At 59.7% G+C, this 20967-nt stretch carries 13 protein-coding genes; 8 read left to right on the forward strand and 5 right to left on the reverse strand.

Annotation, left to right across the window (positions count from 1 at the left end; translation table 11 throughout):
- Positions 1 to 956 precede the first annotated feature (956 nt).
- Positions 957 to 2111, reverse strand: coding sequence for an 8-amino-7-oxononanoate synthase (locus MTX19_RS29355; RefSeq protein ID WP_280980469.1), 1155 nt, complete (start codon positions 2109 to 2111; stop codon positions 957 to 959).
- A gap of 1003 nt (positions 2112 to 3114) precedes the next feature.
- On the opposite strand from MTX19_RS29355, the gene MTX19_RS29360 reads away from it, so the two are divergent.
- Positions 3115 to 3486, forward strand: coding sequence for a Dabb family protein (locus MTX19_RS29360; RefSeq protein WP_280973025.1), 372 nt, complete (start codon positions 3115 to 3117; stop codon positions 3484 to 3486).
- Between the two features lie 88 nt (positions 3487 to 3574).
- On the forward strand, positions 3575 to 4984 hold the full coding sequence (gene pabB, locus MTX19_RS29365) for an aminodeoxychorismate synthase component I (protein WP_280978192.1): 1410 nt from the start codon (positions 3575 to 3577) through the stop codon (positions 4982 to 4984).
- Positions 4985 to 5757: 773 nt separating this feature from the next.
- Here the strand turns inward: pabB and MTX19_RS29370 are convergent.
- Together MTX19_RS29370 and MTX19_RS29375 are read right to left on the reverse strand one after the other, a co-directional pair.
- Positions 5758 to 6591: a Crp/Fnr family transcriptional regulator gene (locus MTX19_RS29370; RefSeq protein WP_280985590.1), complete on the reverse strand. Its 834-nt coding sequence runs from the start codon at positions 6589 to 6591 to the stop codon at positions 5758 to 5760.
- A 1082-nt stretch (positions 6592 to 7673) separates the two neighbouring features.
- Entirely contained in the window at positions 7674 to 7913 is a 240-nt protein-coding gene (locus MTX19_RS29375) for a DUF3551 domain-containing protein (protein ID WP_280973027.1), read from the reverse strand.
- A gap of 589 nt (positions 7914 to 8502) precedes the next feature.
- On the opposite strand from MTX19_RS29375, the gene MTX19_RS29380 reads away from it, so the two are divergent.
- Both MTX19_RS29380 and MTX19_RS29385 read left to right on the forward strand, forming a co-directional pair.
- Positions 8503 to 8958 carry a phasin family protein gene (locus tag MTX19_RS29380; protein ID WP_280980473.1) on the forward strand — a complete coding sequence of 152 codons (456 nt, stop codon included), beginning with the start codon at positions 8503 to 8505 and terminating at the stop codon, positions 8956 to 8958.
- A 59-nt stretch (positions 8959 to 9017) separates the two neighbouring features.
- Positions 9018 to 9239, forward strand: coding sequence for a hypothetical protein (locus tag MTX19_RS29385; RefSeq protein WP_280973029.1), 222 nt, complete (start codon positions 9018 to 9020; stop codon positions 9237 to 9239).
- Positions 9240 to 9577: 338 nt separating this feature from the next.
- Here MTX19_RS29385 and MTX19_RS29390 read toward each other — a convergent pair whose 3' ends face one another.
- Positions 9578 to 10333 (reverse strand): Crp/Fnr family transcriptional regulator, encoded by a 756-nt coding sequence (locus MTX19_RS29390; protein ID WP_280980474.1) that lies wholly within the window; start codon positions 10331 to 10333, stop codon positions 9578 to 9580.
- A gap of 1368 nt (positions 10334 to 11701) precedes the next feature.
- On the opposite strand from MTX19_RS29390, the gene MTX19_RS29395 reads away from it, so the two are divergent.
- Positions 11702 to 12001, forward strand: a complete 300-nt coding sequence (locus MTX19_RS29395; RefSeq protein WP_280973032.1) for a hypothetical protein — start codon at positions 11702 to 11704, stop codon at positions 11999 to 12001.
- Positions 12002 to 13040: 1039 nt separating this feature from the next.
- Positions 13041 to 14207: an acyl-CoA dehydrogenase family protein gene (locus MTX19_RS29400; RefSeq protein ID WP_280980475.1), complete on the forward strand. Its 1167-nt coding sequence runs from the start codon at positions 13041 to 13043 to the stop codon at positions 14205 to 14207.
- 291 nt (positions 14208 to 14498) lie between these two features.
- Here MTX19_RS29400 and MTX19_RS29405 read toward each other — a convergent pair whose 3' ends face one another.
- Positions 14499 to 15041: a hypothetical protein gene (locus MTX19_RS29405; RefSeq protein WP_280980476.1), complete on the reverse strand. Its 543-nt coding sequence runs from the start codon at positions 15039 to 15041 to the stop codon at positions 14499 to 14501.
- Positions 15042 to 16722: 1681 nt separating this feature from the next.
- Here MTX19_RS29405 and MTX19_RS29410 point away from each other — a divergent pair.
- Both MTX19_RS29410 and MTX19_RS29415 read left to right on the forward strand, forming a co-directional pair.
- The gene (locus tag MTX19_RS29410; protein ID WP_280985591.1) at positions 16723 to 17634 is read left to right on the forward strand and encodes a sulfite exporter TauE/SafE family protein; all 912 of its coding nucleotides are present in this window, start codon (positions 16723 to 16725) and stop codon (positions 17632 to 17634) included.
- 919 nt (positions 17635 to 18553) lie between these two features.
- Positions 18554 to 20092, forward strand: coding sequence for a peptidase S10 (locus MTX19_RS29415; protein WP_280980478.1), 1539 nt, complete (start codon positions 18554 to 18556; stop codon positions 20090 to 20092).
- Positions 20093 to 20967: the final 875 nt, after the last annotated feature.

The following is a 20967-nucleotide window of genomic DNA, read 5'->3' on the forward strand; positions in this document are numbered from 1 at the left end:
GAAGAACTAATCAGCATCATCGACCCGAGTCTGAGCACCACCTTCCATCGGAACATCCATTCAGCGACGTGGTTGAATTCATCCTCGCAGATCGACCAGTCATAGCCCATCGACGCGGACGGGTGGGTGAGCTCGATACCATTGTCCCCATGGAGTTTCTTGCCGACGCGAGACAATCTGGCAAATATTCTCGTGGCTCATCTGCCGTTGCCGTCGATACAAATCATCCTGCTCAGGATCAAGCGGTCAGCCTGGACTGAAGACCAGATAGAGCAGGATTACGACCACGACAGCTGCCCAGCCCACCGACGTGAGGAAGATTGATGCTCGCGTTGGCATTCGGATAGGCTCTCCCGCATCAGGCAAACGAAGGGACCGCCGACGCCAAAAGCGGTCTGGTCCACCTCGCGCCATGACTTTGGACCCGCCATAAGCTCGGAACTTCCGCGGGTGTGAAGTAAAAACAGCTTGCGATCGAGTGGAATAGTTACGACGTTGCGAAAGCGACACACCCGGCGTACGATACGGACGGATCCACGAGCGCATTCTGCACGATTGCCGTCATCCCTCTGCCGGTCCGGTTCAGCAACCGCTCATGGTCGAGTCCTATCGGGACGCTCCGTTAACTCCGGTAGCGACGTTCACGTGTCCGCTGGGTTTTGTCGCCAGTTCTGGGGTCTGCGCGCTCCGACGCGGGGTCCGATGCGGATCAGTGAGAGGGGACGTGCAGAAACGCCATTTCCTTCGGTTTTCTATCGACGTCGCTGCTGTTTACCAGCCCAGGCCTCCCATAAGGCGTCGATCGCACCGTGCCCACGGGACAACATTGGTGCGCAACGCATGGCTTCATCATTGAGCTGCCTCGTCACGGGTATCTCGTCGCCATTGGATGAGCTGTTGGACGTATGGAAGGATGTGTCGCTCTGGCGGCAGCGCCATGATCACGATCAGCGGATTCACCGCGCGTCACCCCACGTCTCTTCGACCAAGGCATCAACCATATCGGATACATCGTCTTGTCCGACGTTAAGCGTCAGGGAGATTCGCAACCGGGCCGTTCCCACGGGCACGGTTGGCGGCCGTATTCCACGGATGTCAAAGCCGCGCGACTGCAGCGCAGAGGCTAGCCGCATCGCGCGCGCGTTGTCGCCCACAACGTAAGGAATGATCTGTGAGTTCGAGGTGGTCGGGCGGCCGCACAAAGCGAGTTCCCGGTGCGTGAACTCCATCAGATCGACCAATTTTTTCTGCCGCTCAGGCTCCTCCTGCAGGATCAACAGTGCTTCCCGCACGGCGACCGCCATCAGGGGTGACGGCGCGGTGGCGAACATGAATGGTCGGCAGTGATTGATCATAAAGTCACGCAGTACACCGGAGGCGGTGACAAGCGCGCCCGCTGCGCCAAGCGCCTTCCCACAGGTGTGGATCACCACGAGATTTTCTCGCCCTTCATAGGGCTCGGTGAGCCCTCGCCCCTGCTTGCCGTAAACGCCTGTGGCATGAGCCTCGTCCACCACCAGGAACGCCTCGTGTCGTTCGGCGATTGCCATCAGATCCTTCAGCGGCGCAAAATCGCCGTCCATGCTGTACAGGCTTTCCACCACGATCCAGACGCGCCCCATTCCGCCCTTGGCGCGCCAATGGCCAATCGTGTCTTCGACCGACTGGGGCTCGTTATGGCCGCTTATCTGGCACTTGGCTCGACCGGCTCGCGCGCCTTCATGGATACTGGCATGCACGAGCGAATCGATAACAAGTAGGTCGCCTTGCTGCGGCAGCGTTGTCAGAACAGCAAAATTGGCGATGTAACCGCCGCCGAAGAAAAGGGCTGATTCGGCTCTGAAGAACTGCGCCGCTTCAGCTTCAAGAGCTTCGTGCTCTTCACAATTGCCGCGCAGGAGCCGCGATCCACCTGCGCCAATTGGCGTGCCGGCCCCAAGCGCGGCGAACAGAGCCTCTTTCATGCGCGGCGCGCTCGCCAGTGCCAGATAATCATTCGATGCAAAATCGAGTCCTGTGCGCGGCTTCAGCCCGCGCAGCCGGTCATCGTCCTTCAGGGCCTCCAAGGCCGTGACATAGCGGTTAAGCTTGCCGATGTAGGTTGGGTTCATTGCTCACTCCGCCCGATGCCATCATCGCGATGACGGCCTCATGGCCGCAAAACGACAGATGAAAGATCCACAATTGTCTCCGTCAACCGGCACAACTCAGGGCCCTGCACGTTTCGCTCTCTCGCGCGTTCACCTCTCTGCGGATGCCGCAACTCGTGTATCCACCATTCGGGTCTGATTGGAATCATTGGGCACACCTTGATTACATCGATGACAGGGTGCGCTTCGCTTCGATATTGGTCGGTTTCGGCGTGTTTGTTGATCAGGTATCCTGTCGCTTTGAGCACCGCGATGGATCGAATCCTGATAGTGCAGATCGGCTTCTGTCACGCGACGAACTTGCAAGAAGATCCAATGCGCGCCGTCCCAAAACGCGCAGCGCCTGCACGTCATCGGTCATGAACTGACGTCCGGCGACGAGGACGCGTGCCCGGATGCGTCAGGGTTTGGGTCGTCGCGAGCAAGCGTGCCGGTGCGGTCGGATCGAGGCACTCAGCGGCAGCGTCGCTCATCGGCATACGATTGGCTTCGTTGCACAAAGCGGATCGGCAAGCAGGGCGAACATGCCGAGGCAACCATCGACACGCTCGCCCATGCCGTGCCGCCCCCGCCGCGTACCTCAATGCCAGCGCCATGCAGAGACGTCCGCACCCGCGATCGTTCGCACCTTAAAGGGCCTTTCCCGAATGCCGCCGAGAGAACGAGAACCAGAGAATAGCGCGGGCAATTCCGCACTCCGCGTCGTGTTGTTGGCATATTGCGCTTCGCTATGCGCGCGCAAACTTCGTTCAGAACGGACAAATGCGCCCGCACTTAGCGGTCGTGACCTAATCGCATCATAAACGTACGATACGTACTATATCTTTCCTAACGCGACCGCCCACTTCGTCGTCTCGAACCACCAACCGCCATCCCGCGTGTTGCGCCAGGCCGGAGCGGCGTTGCGAAGCCGTCGATCTCAAGATAGTTATCTGACCGATCTGCGACAGAAGCTCCCTCACCCATGATTCGTCACATCGTCTTGTTTGCTGCCAAGGATGAGGCTCGGCTTGATCAGCTCATCGAAGGCTTGGCGGTACTCACCACAATCCCGCATGCACGCCGCATCGAGATTGCTCACAATCGCAAGACCGACCAGTTCGACAACGATATCGACGTCGTGGTCTATGCGGAGTTCAACAACGAGACGGAGCTCGCGGCCTACAAAGCGCACGGCCTGTACCAGCAGGCGATCAGGCTGGTAAGGCCGTTTCGGGAGCTGCGGTTCGCGGCCGACTACAATGTATCCACAGATGCGCGCTACGCGGCGATAGGAGGAATGATTCAACTTTGCCGACGCACCGCGCCTACACGCGAGCGACCACCCGACAATTGACGTCAAGGACTTACGGGATCCCGGCGAGCGGCGCTCTCGCTTTGGGATGGGACTCACAATGGAAGCGCCTCGGTCGCCAGTGATTTTCGTGACAAATCGTTCAACGCACATCCGAGAATTGCAATGGATCGCGCCTGTCACCGCAATGCGCTGCCTGGCGCACCGACCGCATCTGACGTTTCTCGATAGCGCAGCGATGCATACCTTGCTCGGACGTTACTCTTATCTGAGCTGCGAACCATTCAGCACTTACGTGGTCGAGAACGGCCAGGCAAGTTACGATGGAGAGCCCCTGGATGGCGACCCATGGGAAGTGCTTCGCAGCCTTCTCGCCAAGTATCCGCAGGAGCACGATCCCGATCTGCCGCCGTTTCAAGGAGGCGCAGCCGGCTTTCTTGCCTACGATCTCAACCGGACACTGGAGCGATTGCCGGCGCCGGCGATTGCCGGTCAGCATTTGCCCCAATCGATCCTGCACTTCTATGACGTGGTCGTCAGCTTCGATCACCGCGACAAGAGATGCTGGATCGTCTCGACCGGATGGCCAGAGCAGGATCCCGCGCGACGAGCCGAACGTGCGCGCCGTCGAGCCGATGAGTTCGCTGCATTGCTGGCCAGGCCACGGTCGCCGCGAATTGTGCTCCCTGGCACAGCGGGCGCATGGCGTTCGAACTTCAGCCGCGCGAGATACATTGCGGCAGTACAGCGCGTTATCGAATTGATCCTGGCTGGTGACTTGTTTCAAGCGAATATCGCGCAACGTTTCAGCGCCAGGGTGTCGCGTCTATTCGACCCACTTACTTTCTATTCCCAGCTACGTTCGTTGAACCCGGCGCCTTTTGCAGCTCTGCTGCGTTACGGCAAGCTGACCATCGCATCGAGCTCGCCGGAGCGTTTTCTCAAGCTTGACGGACGACAGGTCGAAACGCGCCCCATCAAGGGCACGTGTGCGCGGTCTACGGATTGTGTAGAGGACCGGCGCCGCGCCGAACTGCTTCTCGCGTCCGAAAAGGACCGCGCGGAAAATATTATGATTGTCGATCTTCTGCGTAACGACTTGTCACGTGTCTGCCTTCCGCACTCAGTAGACGTTCCGGCGCTGTGCAACCTCGAATCCTACGCTTCAGTACACCATCTCGTGTCCGTCGTTACGGGTGAGCTGGCAGACAATCAGGATGCAGTCGCCCTGCTTCGGGCCTGCTTTCCCGGCGGCTCCGTGACCGGGGCGCCGAAGGTGCGCTCAATGGAAATCATCTCCGAAATCGAGCAAGTGGCACGAGAGGTCTATTGCGGGGCAATCGGCTTCATCGGCTTCAATGGGCAGATGGACACGAACATTGCGATTCGAACTGTCACGATCGACGATGGTCTGGCCGTGTTTCACGCAGGTGGCGGGATAACTGCGATGTCGGATCCAGAGGCCGAATACGAGGAGACGCTCGCCAAGGCGCAGCGGATATTTGACGCGTTTCGTGCTGAAACGTCCGCCACATTGTGACTGTCATCATCGATAATCGTCTTGCTGGGTCCTTAAACCTTCCCTGGAGCAATTCGGTTGCACGCAACATCAGCCAGAACACAGGCAAGAGGACCGGCAGATGGACAGATGCTCAAATAAGGCACCGCATCACTAAGGCATCGGCCGCGACGGCCACCATCTCAAGCCTCCGACGGGAGTCCACTCTCGCTCCACGACAAATCCCCGACGTCGATTCCGCTTCGGACGCCGTTTGTTGAGACCCAGGACCGGGGGTTGGTTGTTGCTTACGCCGGGCGGGTCTATCCCGGCGCCAAGATCTTCGAACGCGACGAACTCTCGCATGAGCGATGGCAATCGTGGCCCATAACCGCGAGGATGCACCTGCTGCCCGCGCCGTTCGAATGCGGATGCCCCTAAAGCGCGATGAGATTGGGATCATTGATCATCGCGCTTTGGCTTCGTACTTGAGCAAGATTTCCGCAAAAGCTAAAAGGCCGGATTTCGCGTGTGCAGCATGACGTGTACTTCGTGACGACGTCGCGAGTCCACGTCAGCAAGAACATCACCCTATCAGCCACCTCGCTGGCCTCGAGGAGATTTTCGGAAAATCCCAGGCCCGTCTCAGCTTTTCGGGCGGCTCGTCCGCGAGGAGCGCGCGTCAACCACACCAAGGTCGTCCTCGCGCCGCGCATGTTTCGCCCAGCTCACCAGCCCGCTTAAGCAAGCATTTGAGACGGATCGCGACCCAAGCCAATCAACTGAAAAATTGAAGAAGAGCGCCTTGGCCTCGATTAACCAACTGGTTCTTCTGCCGAGATTGCAGATTGACACGAGACGTAGGCGCTTGAGACAAGCTTATAACAACAGCACGCTTTTTGCTCGAGTTTCTTGCGCTCGTCGATCTGCAGAAAGCCCCGTATCTTGCGAATTAGTCCTTGTTCTTCGAATCGGATCAGCGTCTCCGTGACGCCTGCACGACCCAGTCCCAAGACGTTGGAAAGGTAGTCACGCGTCACGGGCAGCATGCGGGCTTCGGCAGCATCGCTCGCCAAACAGAGCCAGGACGCGAGCCGCTGTTCCCGATTATGCCGAACTCCGCACAATCCCGTCTGAACGCATTGAAACGTCAGCGCTTGAACGTACTCAAAAAGGCGATCTCGGATCACAGGACGTCCCTTTATCACCCGGCGCAAATCCTCAACAGGGATCCTGCGCGCGCGCCCGTGAAAGAGCACAACCGATTGATGCGTCGAACGACGCCCTCCCCACAAGAACGAACCGCCGACCAGACCCCGGTAGCCCACGACCGCCGTTTCAAGCATGCTTCCCCCCGCGGCAACCCTAAGCGAGATGAGCCCTGAGTCGATGAAGTAGACGTGCTCGACATGTCCTTTCGGCTCTTGCAGGATCATGCGCTCTTTCAGCACAATCGGCTCAAGGCATTTTCCGATCGCGGTACGGTCTCGCAGGGGGAGGCTCGTCAGGATCGCATTCTCGACAAAAGGCCGCTTCTTACGCGTCGCAAAGGGCCGGTGCGGCATCGGCCATGCGCCGTACACCGGTTTGCGAGCTGCATTTCTGGAACCGGCAGGCGCGTCGACGACGGCGGACACGTGGTCGGTCATGGTCCCTCTCCGGCCGAGCGGTTTTGTGCATCACGCAGTCAGTAGCCCGGCCTCTACCGAAACGAGGGCCGGGCCGGGTCCCTCTTGTCAGGAGGCGATAAATCGCGCTGCGCCATAGGCTCGCGGCAGTTCGGCTCTTCCGCGCGTTTTACGACGTCGCGTAAGACAATTTCGGATAGCCATACAACCAGCTCTTTGAGGCGCGCATTCTCTTGCTTGCAACGCTCCAGCTCATCGCGCTCGTCTGTCATTGTTGATGCTTCATGGAGACTTTGTCGTCATGGTTCAGTCATGATTGATGTAAAACCTGCGCAAGACAAGAATGCTCCGACGAACACCGCACGTCGGGTACAAACAATCGAGCTTCTGGGCGGAGTGTGTGATCCCGGCCTCAGATTGGATCGTTTCGTACAGCTGGCGGATGGATCTCAGGAGCTTTCCATGGCGCCGCAGATGATCGGGGCACGACGACATCGCGGCGTCCCAAGCCCGCATGGGGTTGTCCGACAGACCGAGAACGCTCTGGCACCAGCGTGAGCGCGATTCGCAGGGCGAATGGCTGTTGATGCCATCGTTCTAGAAGAGAATCGCGAAGGGCTGCCTGATGTTGCAAGGCGCAACCAAGCTTGGCATCTCGCGTCATCGGGCTCGATCAACGTCAAGAACGGGCCGCGATCAACCCATCGTTCTCTCCAGGTGGAGTGCATCACATGCACGCTCGCTTCTTAACGATCCTGCCGATTGGAGGCTTCCTCGACGGCAACGGTACTCTTCGCACCGATCAGGTTCGACATACCTTGTGTTGCGCGAGAAACTCTGCAGCGCTTCTCGTTCTGTTGACCTCCGGGCAACTCGTCGCTCGTCCGTCGATACCGCGGTCGATCGTGACGCTGTCGCACGGACGCCGATGCGATCGGCGCGTTTGGAGTCGAGTTGTTCAAGATCTATGCCGCTGGCCGCCAAGCGGGTCGGGGTGATGTCCCCTTGCTCAACTGGCAGAACTAGGATGGCTTTGCCCCGCGAGCCGGCATGCAGGCCGGCTTGTCATGCCCTCGACCAGCTTTGACCGCTGAGCATTTGGGTCAGTAGGGCCGCCCATAGACACGACGCTCGCGCGCAAAGGCAAACCTCGGATTAATGCCGCAATAAGCGTACGTGCCGGAAGCCGTCGCCATGCATTGCGCGTAGCTTGCGAATTGGCAGTTGCCTGGATAACCCCAAATCCGCCCCTGCAGGCAGTAAGGATAATCTCGAGCGGCGGCGGAAGTTGATCCGGCCGCTGCCAGCGCGGCAGCAGCGCATACAAACAGAAGACGGCGCATGAAGAGCTCCTCTGTCCTGGTCGATCAGATAGGGCGGCCACAGAGCCATTCGCTGAACCGAGATCGACCGCTCGCTCAAGATGGCGACTCAAGTCTCACCCGTCAATCGATATGACGATCCGCTCGGCCAGCTTTCTGCCGCGGGGCCGGCCAGTTTCGCGCGCGAGGCCTGCCAACACCGTAGCTCAGCCCTGACCAGACGTGCGGTACATGTTTGAAGAACGCCTCCCCCGTCAGAGATGAATGATGAACTCTTTAGCTCACGGGCGCTCGTCACAATCATGAACTGATCGACGCGGCCGTGGCTGCCACACTGCCCAAATTGATGCGCCAGGTCGCGCCGGTTATCTGCAATTTCGAATCATTCTGTAGATATGACGATTGTATGTCTTGACTTCTCCAAGAATAATTTGCGGACAAGCGTCGGAAACCCAACAGACAGTGTGAGTTTGGCCGAGCATACTGCCATCCGTGTTGGATTGAAGCTCAGCTCATAGCCGAACATCGGAGCGGAACTACCGTCCGCCTCCGCGACAGTCTTGCGACCGCAATCTCGGGATGTGTATTCGCTTGAGAAAGGTACGGCGCCATGAGTGAGAGCGAACCAAATGGACAACACGGCTTCGCGATGTCGTTGTTCACGCTCCCGAGAGCCACGTCGCCAGCCACAACTGGCGAACACGCCGCCCAGAGCATCGCCAGCGCTCAAGACGCCTGCAGGAAGATCAAGGCCATATCGCAGGAGATGGCGGCGACGTTGCGTGAAACGTACTCACGGAACGCCAGAAGCGTAACTGACTATGGCCTCAAGGTCATCGAACTCTCCAACGCCAATACCACGTCCGCGATCGATTTTTTCACCCATCTCCTGGAGAGCAAATCAGTGACGGACGTCCTCATCCTGTCCGCAACTGAGGCGCGCAGGTCGTTCGAGACCACATCGGCACTGAACCGCGAACTCCTGGAGCTTGCGCAGAAACTTGCGAAGGACACCGCAGAGCCGATGAGGAAGAGCGTCACGAAGGCTCTGTGTCAACCCAGCTAAAGTGGCGCTGCTCCAATCGGACGGTTTCAATCACGAGAACCAAATCCAAGGAGGCTCACATGGGTATGGTGATGGTCAAATGCCCGCAGACCGGACGCGCGATCCCGACTGGCCTCACGATCGATCGTGAGGGTTTTCGGCGTAGCGCAGTTTTCTTCAGCAGAACCCACTGCCCGATCTGCCGCGCCGATCATATGTGGTTCGCGCAGGACGCGTGGGTCGACGAGCCGAACACCTTGCCGCCGTGCCGCCCCGCCAAGCCCCAACAGTCGTTCGTCTGAGGAAAGTCCTCTGCTTGGTCAACGATTGCGATGGAACCGACATCATGGCCGACATGCAAATTCAACCGCAATGTCTACTTGGCGGCTGCAGGCCAAGGACTTTCTTGAAGGGGCACGGCGGATGAAGCCGGGTCCCACGCGCAACGAGCTGCGCGAGGTGGCCAAAGTGTTACGCGCGATTGCCAAGCTCGACGAGCATCTGCGGATCGCGCCAAACGGGGTGAGGCGACAGGCCGCTGATCGCCTCTCCTCACCTTCCGGCAACGACGTTCCGATTACAGGGACGTCTCGCCAGTCGTCGAAAGAGGCGGTGCCTTGGAGCAGCCTTGTGGTGAGGCCTACTCAAACCGCGACGTTGCCCCCTCCTCGGCATACATCCCGTCGATCCGACGACGCATCAGCGCGTAGCATGCGCAAGCCGAGGCCTGGAGCCGCGGCCGGTCGATCTCGATCATCCCCCGCCGGTCAGACCTGATGGCACCGGCGGCCCGCAACTTGCTCATCTCCAGCGTCACCGTCGTCCGCTGCACCCCGAGCAGTTGCGCGAGTGCTTCCTGGGTGAGAGGCAGGACGTCGTCCGCAACGCGATCGCGCAGCTGCAAAAGCCAGCGTGCGATACGAGCCTCCACAGGGTGCAGCGCGTTGCAGGCAGCCACGTGTTGCAGCTGAAGGAAGAGCGCGCGAGTGTGAAGCTCGACAACGTGCCTGATGGCTGGACTTCGCGCGTAAGCGAACCGAAACTTTGCGGCGGAGATCTGCGACACGGTGCCGGCCACGCGAACGATGGCGGTAACTGAAGACTGCGAGTGTCCAAGTATGGACAGCAACGGCCCGACCGCGCCTTCCCGCCCGATCAACGTGGTGGCGACTGTCTGGCCGTCAGGCATATCGATCATCAACGTTACGGCGCCGCTATGAGGAAAATAGACCTGATCGAGCTCTTCGCCTGATCGAACCAGCAGGGCGTTTGGCTTCAACGACAGGTTGCGAAAATGGGGCGCGAGCAAACCGAAGTCTGCAGGCGCCAGTGCGGCCAGGAGCCGATTCCCAACCTTGGTCGAGGCCCTCGTCACAGGCTGCTTGCCTGCCGCCAAGAGCCCGGAGGAAGAGGTACGTTCATTGCAATGTCCCGGATGCTGGCAGATCCCGTTTGCGCACTTCCGTCACTCATTCGCTGAGGTCGCGTGCGCCCCATACGGAAAAGGTACCTGACGCCCGCTCATCCAAGGTCAAGCGAGCTCGTCGTTAGAAGTTGACCAATGCCATACAATACAGACAGTGCCACGCCCACAGCGTAGAGATAGACAGCAAGTTGAGGCCAGAATTCACCGTCACGGTCGAACATTAGCGCCCGTATTGTTATTGATCGGATGTTTGTCCACATAGAACCTCAAAGGAAGCGGCCGATCGGAAATCCTGTCGATTGCGATCTCCGCCGCCGCCGGAAGGCGCCAAACCCTCTTGGGTGTGCTCCGGCGACGAAGAAAGTCGGGCAAGATGCTCGTTATCACCCCCGCGGCTTCGGTACTATGTGCCGCGCGTCATGGACCAATCGGATTAGGATCGCAATTGAACCTCTCATTGCGCAAATATTGGTCACACCAGCTCAGACGCACTCTGCTGCCATATCCCAAGATAAATGCTCCGATGAGCACCGCACGAAACGTACGGAAGATCCCGCTTCCTACGCGAACGTGTCTCCGCAGCTCCAGATTGGAACGAATCGTACCAACGCTCTGCTGGCCGCCAGCTTGGACTTGCTCTCCAAGAGCTGCGGTCGTGACGTGAAGGCAACCGAACTCACTAAAACCGCGTGAGCACTCGACTATTGGTTTGCCGCGGCAAGAATGGCTTGGTCCCTCCGTGGCGCCAAGGAGCCGATCGCGCTCGCAGAATTTGGTAGGTCTTCGACCGGCCGCACGTTTGCGCAAGAAGCGCGCGGCGCACGCAGGATCTGAACGCAGCCGCCCTCGTGTAGCCGGAGGCGCGGATCGAGCATCCTGCCTGGCGGGGTCCATGAACTGTCAAAGCTTTCCTTTCAGCGCATCGCGGGTTCAGCCTGCACCCGGCGCGCCGAGGTCCGCTTGATCGATGGGCGGACATTTATGCTTACGTTGCCCGGTCGCAGGTGACCCCGCTTGATAAACCGGCCCTGGCCCGACTTCACGAAGGTCCCCGCTGGCCATCCGTCGCGATGCAAGGTGAACGCCAGCTGAATGCTCTGTGATCACGACAAGACGCTCTCGATCGTTGCTGCACGCAAACTTCTGTGCCGCCGCAAAGTGAGATGAGTAATTCCGCGAAATCGCCTGAAAATCACTCAACGATGACCACACGAAGCAGATTGTTATGACAGCCGCGCCGTTCGCACGATTGACGCGATGTGACGGGTCTGTCGAGGCGAATGGCGCGGGGAATCATCAAATCGTTCCCTCGCAAAACACTCAATCCAGGAGACAAGGATGACGTTAGTGAAGACCTCTGTGATCGCATGCGCCCTTTCGGCTTTGCTTGCGGGCCCTGTGCTTGCGCAAGGTCCGTCAGCCGACACCAAGGGTCGCAATGGCGCGCAGAGCATCCAGGGCGGCATGAGCGAAGATGAGGACTTGGCCCCTGAGCCTCACGCCACGGGTGGAAAGATGGGCGTGAAATCGACGAAATCGACTAAGGACACCAAGGGTGCGGCCGGCACCGCCACGCACAAGGGGACAGTTGGCGATTCCGCAACCAGCGGCGCGCCGGTAAGCGGCAAACGCCAATAACGCGTACGCCTACGTCCGCAAACCTCCGGCCGCGCTGCGGCCGGAGGTTTTTGTGCGACGACGACCCACTGGCACGGCCACCACCAGAAACGCCCCTTTGTAAAGTCCAACCTAGTTGAGGTCGGACACCTGCGCCTTCATTGACCAGGCGGACGATGTCGAGGACGGCACGCAACGAGGTCGCGACGAGGAAACCGATGATCGAGTTTGGTCAGGCTTCACGATCCGCCTGCGGTAACATGACCAGCCGGATCGGCCACCCAAGGCTCAGTTCGAGCCTGCGGCCTCCTCCTAAGTGATCTCCGCTGGGGGCGGCAAATCTGGATCGTGGGACGTGGCACGGACCGTACCGTTATGTTGCTACCAGAACACGCCTGCCAGGCGTCGGCTTCACATCAGTCCATTCTGTACAAAATTTGCGCACCGACAACGCACCCACTCGCTTATGCATCGCTCGGGCGATGTCTGCTCACTCCCAGACTTGGGCCCCGCTTCGGCGGGGCTTTTTTGTGCCTATTTTCCGCCCTCGGCTGATCGGCCAACGCTTTCGCCAAGATGCCGGACCCCGCTGCGCCGCGCGAAGGTTTTTGACACTGGCGACGGCTTTTTTGCAGGTCACAGTGATCCCGCAATACCCAGAGATCGGAGCTGGCGACGATCCAACTTACAATCCACCCCGCCGCGTAGATCCCCCGGCCGGGATGCACGCCAGCCGAATTCAATTCACGATGTCCGGTTGACGACGCGTTATGCCTTGAATCAGACACTGAGGCGCAAGCATCCCGTTGAGGAGACCGAACCACGTGGTCCCGCCTCCGTTCAAACGCAGCCAGAACGATGGCACGTCGTTTGCTGGAGGACTGTAAAGGATCCGCAGGCTGGGGCTGTCTCGCAGTCACCGACCAGACGTTCACAGATGTGGGCTGCCGTAGTTGGCGCTTGGTGAAACCGCCAATTGGGAAGCCATGACAAAACGTGCGCGGCCGCTCCAAGACGCAGTGCAGCAGCGCCACTCGCATCACGCCATCGAGGACCAGCTATGAACGCGCCGCCAGGGACGATCACGCGAGAGACTGACATTACGGCTGCAGCCGAGGACACCCTGTCGACGCTCCTCGCCGAGATCCGTGCGCGTCGAAACGAGTTCGGCGCCGCACAGAAGGTTCCAGATGACATCATCGACGGCTTCAAGCGCGTTGGCGTCTATCGGGCCATGGTCGCCAAACGTTTCGGCGGCGAGGAGCGCACTCCGGCCGATTTTTGTCGCCTGATCGAGCGCATTTCCGAGGCGGACGGCTCCGCCGGTTGGGTGGCGAGCTTCGGTGATGGGGCGTGCTATCTCTCTGCTCTCCCGGATGACACGCTTGGCGAATTATATGCGAATGGCCCCGACGTGGTCTACGCAGGTGCGCTTTTCCCGCTACAGCCCGCCAAGCGGAGCATCGGCGGTTTTGTTGTCAATGGCGTGTGGCCGTTCGCCAGCGGCTCGCCCGGTGCGGAGATGATCGGCGTCGGCATCACGGTGGAAGGTGATCCAGTCGATGGCCTTCCTCGTATCGCCGTCATTCCGGCCGAGAAGGTGACAATTCGCCCCAATTGGGACGTCATCGGCCTGCAAGGCACTGGCAGCCACGATTTGGTTGTCAAAGATGTCGTTGTGCCGGAGGAATGGACCTTGATCCGCGGCGGTCCGTCGACGCTCGATGCGCCGATCTACCGTTATCCGTCCGTGGTTTTCGCGGCCCAGGCGCACGCGATCGTCGGCGTCGGCATTGCGCGCTCCGCGCTGGACGACGTGATTGCCATGGCCGGAAGCCGTACCTCGATCACTGGAGCGCCGGTGATGGCGGAGCGTGGCTACGTTCAACTGGAGATGGCCAGAGCTGAAGCCATGCTGCGTTCCGCCCGCTCCTTCTTCTATGAGGCCACCGATCAGCTGTGGAACGAAGCGCTCAACGGCGTGATCAATCCGAACACGGCGATGCTGATGCGGTTAGCCGCGACAAACGCTGCGCGGCAGAGCGCCGAAGTTTGCAAGATCGCCTGCGGTCTCGCTGGAGCCGGTTCGGTGTACACGACGAGCAATCTCGCGCGTGCGATGTGTGATAGTTTCGTGGTGGCCCAGCATGCGGTCTTCAGCGAGGGAACACTTCAGAGCGCTGGCCGACTCTTGCTCGGATATCCGGCGCAGCCGGGCGTTCTATAAAATCATTCTTCTGCGAACATTTCCGCCCTTCGCGCGATAAGACGCTTGCGAGATCAACATGGGGGCATCCCCAATCGTCTGTCCATTTACCTGCGGGGTTGCCGGGTCTGGGCTATGAAGCGGTCTGCAGCGCGATGCCCTGTTCGGCAACCGCTTCACGCGCAATGCCTGCCGGGTCCAACTCACGAAGTCTCCTCGCGCCAAGTGCTCCTGCCGTAGCACAATGCCAAATTGAATCCGGACGCAAGGGCGGGCTCGTCAGCTTGTCGAAAGCTAGCACGACTAGACTGGCTAGTCGTGCTGCGAACGTACGAGGTGAGAATGGACCCGCACAATTTCAATCCATTCGACCCGGGGTGGCGGGATATGTACCACGCCATGCTGGAACGACAGCAGGCCGGGCAAGAGGACTTTGAGCAGAACCTGGACCGGGCGCGCCGAGCCGATAGCGCTCCCATCGCAGCGGCTCCGCCGCCTCTGGACCGGTATCCTCATCTGTCTCACCAAGACCGGAGCCTGATCGAGGCCGCGATCAAGGCCGAGGCCGAGCACGGGACTCTGAAAGAAAAGACGTGCCTGGGTTATGCGATTGCTCTTCGCAAATTGGGAAATGATCTCGGCTCTCGGGGTCAAACGATTGATGCGCTCGATCACAATTCCCTGGTCGCTCATGCCGAACAGGTCTTTCCGCGCGTCACAGCCATGAGGCCTGCATTGGCGGCGGTTCGCAAATATCGCGAGCCCGACGCATCCGCTGACGAGCGGCGATATGAACTCTCTGCGGACGACAAGAGCCTCATCGACGCTGCGGTCCGGGCAGGCGCTGAGCGTCATGGATGGAAATCGACGTCTGCCCAGAATTATGCTGGGGTTCTTCAAAGATTGGCGAATTCCCTCGGGCCCGGCCAAACGATTGCTGCACTCGGTCACAACTCGCTGCTCGCTCACGCCAACAAGTCATTCCCGAACAACCGTCCAATGAAGGCCGCGTTGACGGCGCTTCGAGAGTATCGTGAGCTCGGCGAGGCTACCCGCGGTGCGGGCGGGTCTGGCCAGGCGGAGGGGCAGACCATTCCGTCGCCAGTGCAAGTTTCGATCCAGAGGAGCTTTGGCGGGCGGTGGATCAAGCCGGCCCGTTGCCAGCCGACAGCTGGGGTGCGGCAAACGTCTGGCAGAGCGGCCCTTCAATGCCTCACTTGCCAGCGCCAAGCGTCAATCAACCAAGTTCGGCATGCTGGGAGCACAGCCTCGAGGAGTCGATCTTGGGCTCGCCATATCAACCGGCTGACGCGGCGCCTGCCCCGCCTAATCTATCACTGTGCCTCGCCGGGCCCTGGCAGCATGGCGACCAATGGGCGCCGCCAGACCTCATTGAAGGAATGCGCTTGCACAACGTCCTGCCGAACCCGTCTCAGCCGCAGACAAATCTCACCATTCACGGCGTGAACTACACGGCCATGCAGGGGCCTCCAGGCCTGCAGCACGTGATTTTCCTCCGCCGAGCCTGAGCAGGATCCCCCAACTAATCCTGGTAGCTGATGGAGCGGCGTCTTCCTGACTCATACTGGTTGCTCCAACCCCAACGGACGTGGAATCCTGTTCGCCGTCGCGGCAAGGCGCGGCAGAGCGAGCCTGATCGTTTCTGACATAAGACCTCTCCAACCGAACACGGCTGAACAGAGTAGCCCGGGTGCCGACTTGGTGTCGGCCGGCCTCTCAATCCAGGTCGAACATTGGCTCAAAATGATGCCCGACCCCGCGCAGCTGATGGACGCCGCTCTGGTACGCGCCGATAGGATTGGCCTACGAGCGATAGTCCAAATTGCCACCGCGATGGGACCGACGGAGCGTCGGCATCCCGCTGCACGAGAAAGCGGATCGGCAGATCGGCGATCTGCGAGCAGATGTCGATGCCTTCGAGATGGTCCAAGAGACAGGTCACGCGCCAGGAGAGAAGTCATGCTCCTTCAACGAATACAGCAATACTTTCGTTGCCTCATTGGCTCTCAGAGGAGAAGCTTTTGCTTTCGGCAACCTCAGACCACGTTGCCTGTATAGCTCAGCGCTTGGATACGTCCGTTTAAAGGCCGGTCGTCCGACACTGGACGGCAAGAGCCCGCCTTCAGTAAGCGGACCGACGGACCCATCATGGAGCGTATGTGAATGGACGACCAATCCCGAGGGCTGAGCCAAATCAGCGGTCACCGATGCAGCGAAGGCCGTAACAGCTCGATCTGGAGATTTCGATACGAGGGACGGCTGTAAAGGGTTCGATCGCAAACAATAAAAAAAGATATCGCCCCATATTGGCTGAGTTGTCCTGGTCAGGTAGTGGGAAACACCGCACGGCTCCCGGGATGTTGCGATCGATCTGGAGTTGGCAGCGGGCGCACCTATTAAGGCTCGGTGCTTGACTGCAGCCCCCGCTACTTTGAAGGCCAACCGGAGCTGATTTGCGAGTGATATGAAGCCGCTGCGAGCCTGATGAAGACTCACGTCCTGGTGGCGTAACGCATTGTCCGGCGCCACGCCGAAACTGGAAGCTAACGAAATGCCCCCTTTCGATGCCGCCGCGATCTTTCTGGCCGCAACGGCCTTTTTTGCGGCCTTTGTGAACGGAGCCATCGGTTATGGTTTTTCGTCCCTCACAGTACCGCTTGCGCTCATTGTCTACACCAATCGTATCCTCAATCCCGCGATCGTCATTATCGAGGTCCTCGTCAACTTCTACGTCCTCTTGATCAATCTGAACGGAGTCCGGGCGGTTTGGAAACGGGTGCTTCCCATCTTGCTCGGCCTCTTACCGGGCATTGCGATTGGTGGTTATGTTCTGGCCTCGCTTCAGCCGGGCTGGATGAAGTTCGCTACCTACTTAGGTATTCTGCCCCTGATCTTGCTGCAGGCGGCGGGGTGGCGGCGCTCGATCAGGGCGAACTGGCTGATAGGTCTGCCGTTCGGTTCGATGCTGGGTGTCCTCTATTCCGTGACGACCATCTCCGGCCCTCCCTTGGCGATGCTGTTCAACAACCAGGGCTTGGTCAAGAACGAGTTTCGCGCCGGCCTTGCGCTGGTTCGCGTGGTGGAATCGAGCGTGACTGCCATCGTCTATTACAAGCTCGGCCTGTTCGTCTCGGAAAGCGCGAGCCTGCTTTATGTTTTTGTTCCCAGCGTCGTGCTGGGTATCCCGGCGGGATCCTATGTCATCCGGCGGATTGATGCGGAGACCTTCCGCCGCATCTGCATGAGCTTCGATGCGTGGGTCGTTGGCTTCGGTTTATCGCGGGTGCTGATCGAGTTGAAGCTGATGGAAAGCCCATGGGCCTATGGCGTCATGGCGGCCACGATGCTGATCGACCTTTGCTTGCTGTACACGTTCTTTATGGCGCATGCGCCCTTGCCCAGACGGGACAATCGTTTCGCCAAGTGACGCGGCATCGGGGCCGACCTCGCCGCGATGAGGTCGCGTTATTTGTGCATGGGCCAAAGGATCGCCGTCCATTCGACGGTGATTGCCAGGGCACTCACGATCTAATTTTGAACCGGCAGGTCCGAGCCTCGGACCGCTCGACGAGCCGGTCCCCTTCCGTTTACGACTGCCAGACGGTCCGCGTCTACAACCATTATGTACGGCGCTTTGCCGATCTATCGGCGAGAGCCGTTCCAGCCAGCTCGATCAGTCCAAGCCGGATGAGCCCTGACTAGGTTTTGGAGTGGCCGCCGATCGGCGCGGAGGTTGTCGAGCTGTGGCACGGCTGGCCGTCGTCTTTGCGCCAATCGGCGAATCAGTGCCCACGTGCCATCCACCACGAACGCTCCGCAATCGTAGTCGGTCCCCTGACGGCTGCGATCGTCGGCAAGACGATCGGCAGGTTGACGATAGTCGGCGCGCTTTCTGGTCCGGCGGCCGTTCGCACAAGCGATCGGGGATTCGGTGCTAACCGCTGGCGGTTGTCGGTTTAGCGGTGCTTCATGTAGGCCGCTTCTGCGGTTGCCGCCGTTGTGCAAGGCCTCCGACCTGTGATTGAGCGCGGTCGTCTGTCAGGTCTTTCTCTTTCGACGATTGCAGAAGCCGTCCGCCGGTATGGTGATCCACGGGCCAGGTCCAAATCTCACATTCGTACGGGTCGGCTGTAGCTGGCTGTCCTCATCCAACCTATTCGATCGTTACGCCCATTCGGTTCGTCGTCTACCAGCCACACGTTATCATCGTGATTGATAGAGCATCTGGCGATGGTGATGACTACTGGATCTAGTAGGTTTGTTGCTTTCCGGCCTGAGCTAGTGGTTAGAGCTGGTTTGACAGACGCCACGCGCACCAAAGTGCGCGTCGGGACAGGAGCAACTCGATGCAATTGACCGCGCCGCACCGCACGTCTCTTGCGGTGATCCTGTTTGCCTGCGGTGTAATGGGGAGCGCGCGTGCCGCAGATCCGCCGCCGCCTACCCAGATCACGACGGCGGACGGCCAGAATGGTGGCGCCGGCCAGACGCCGAGTATGCCGTCGGCGACCGAGCAGCATCGCCTGCCGCCGGACTCCAGCACCAGGCATACGCTTGAGCTCCCTGGGCGGACGCTTTCTTTCATCGCGACCGCTGGCTCCATCCGCTTGTTTGACGATAAGGGCAAGCCGCAGGCCGACATCGCCTACACCTCCTATCAGCTTGACGGCACCGATCGCGGCACTCGCCCGGTAACATTCTTCTTCAACGGCGGACCGGGCTCATCATCGGCCTGGCTGCAGCTCGGCAATGCCGGACCGTGGCGGCTGCCAATCAATGCTGACGAGGTCACGCCATCGACATCGCCGGAAGTAAGGCCAAACGCAGAAACTTGGCTCGATTTCACCGATCTGGTGTTTCTCGATCCCGTGGGCACCGGCTTTAGCCGTTTCGTGGGGACCGGCAAGGATGTGCGCAAGCGGCTCTATTCCGTTGAGGGCGACGTCAACGCGCTCGCGCTGGTGGTTCGCCGCTGGCTCGAAAAGCATGACCGGCTGTTGTCGCCGAAGTATCTCGCGGGTGAAAGCTATGGCGGCATTCGCGGGCCAAAGGTTGCCCACCAATTGCAGACGCGGCAGGGCATAGGCATCAAGGGCCTGATCATGGTCTCGCCAGCATTCGATTACAGCCAGTTTGCCCGCACGAGCCTACTGCAATACGTCGCAAGGCTACCAAGCTATGTCGCGACCATGCGTGAAGCCGAGAGCCCGGTGAAGCGAGCCGATCTCGCCGACGTAGAAGCTTATGCTCGCGGCGAATTTCTGGTCGACCTCATCAAAGGCCAGGCGGATAAGGAAGCGACCACGCGTCTGGCCGACAAGGCCGCGGCGCTGACCGGCATCGACCAAGCGGTCAGTCGCAGGCTCGCGGGCCGCTTTGGGCTCGCCGAGTTCCGCCGTGAATTCGACCGTAAGAACGGCAAGTTAATCGGCAATTATGACGCCTCAGTGCGTGGCCTCGATCCATATCCGGAGTTCGATTTCCAGCTGTCCGGCGATCCCTCGAGCGATACGCTCCTGGCGCCTCTGACCAGCGCCACCGTCGATCTCCTCACGCGCAAACTTAATTGGCGACCGGATGGGTCCTATGAGCTGCTCAACGACACGGTCCGGCCGGCTTGGGATTTCGGCCGTAGCCCTCCGGAGTCTCTTTCGGAGCTGCGCCAGATCCTGGCAACGGACCGCAAGATGAAATTGCTGGTCGCGCATGGCCTTTTTGACCTCGTCACGCCGTATTTCGGATCACAGATCGTGCTTGATCAATTGCCGCCATTTGCCTCCACACCGCGTGTCAAACTTATGGTGTTTCCGGGCGGGCACATGTTCTATTCACGGGACGCCTCGCGCCAGGCTTTTCGTGCGGAAGTCGAGGCGATGATGAAGTAAGCCGACCAGGACCTCGTCACAGGCAAGCTCGCGCTCCACAAGCATCTTCAATCTTGCGCTAGTGCTGCCGAATCCTGGCGCCTGTTCCGACGCCAGACCCAGCCAGAACCTTCGGGCAATCGAGGCGGTCCTGGATGGATTTGTGCCTGATCATCCAGCAGTGCCCTGGACTGTTTGAGATTCCGGCCATCGAACGGTTTTGTCTGTCTCGATGGGAATTCCGCTCCGATCTGGCGCGCACTCGAGTGCGCTCAACAGCACTGCGCTGGCCGCAATTGCAAGCGACAGGAGGTTCCGGCTCATCTTGCGAGTCGGCGAGCACCCGGTCTGATACCGGGAGGCATCCTGCCCGGCGAGGCGCATATTCAGTGCTTCGCGCTACGGCCGGGAGCCAATCCAGCGGGGCTCGATGAGATCCCGCTTGATGTAGTCAGCCCGTACGGGGCGTGACGCCTGCCCAATCCCTTTTCACGCTGTCCATTCCTTTTCTGAAAGCACCATTGGCCTCCGACCTCCGGTGTCACAGCAAAGCCCGCTCAAGAGCGCGCGCGATCTCGATGGTGTTTAAATATGATTATTGAGCGCACAATCGAGTATCGTTGGGAAGGCCGGGCGCTCTCGATCGGAATGGCCAGCGCGGGAAACGGTCCGGACGTTAGGGGTCCTTACGCACACCTACGCTCTCGGCCAGCCCGACCGCAGTGCCGGGCGAGTACCAACATGCCCAAGTAACGGCAGTATCCGCAAACTTTGCTGTCTCTTATGTTGTGGGCTTAGTCGGGCGGAATTGTCATCTGAGAAGACACTGAAGATGGCGCACCTTGTACCATCTAGCAGCGCACCCTCGTACGCGAAGAGGACGCGGCCGCTGTCCC

Origin of the sequence: Bradyrhizobium sp. ISRA464, from assembly GCF_029910095.1 — a bacterium.
In the GTDB taxonomy this organism is placed as follows: Bacteria; Pseudomonadota; Alphaproteobacteria; order Rhizobiales; family Xanthobacteraceae; genus Bradyrhizobium.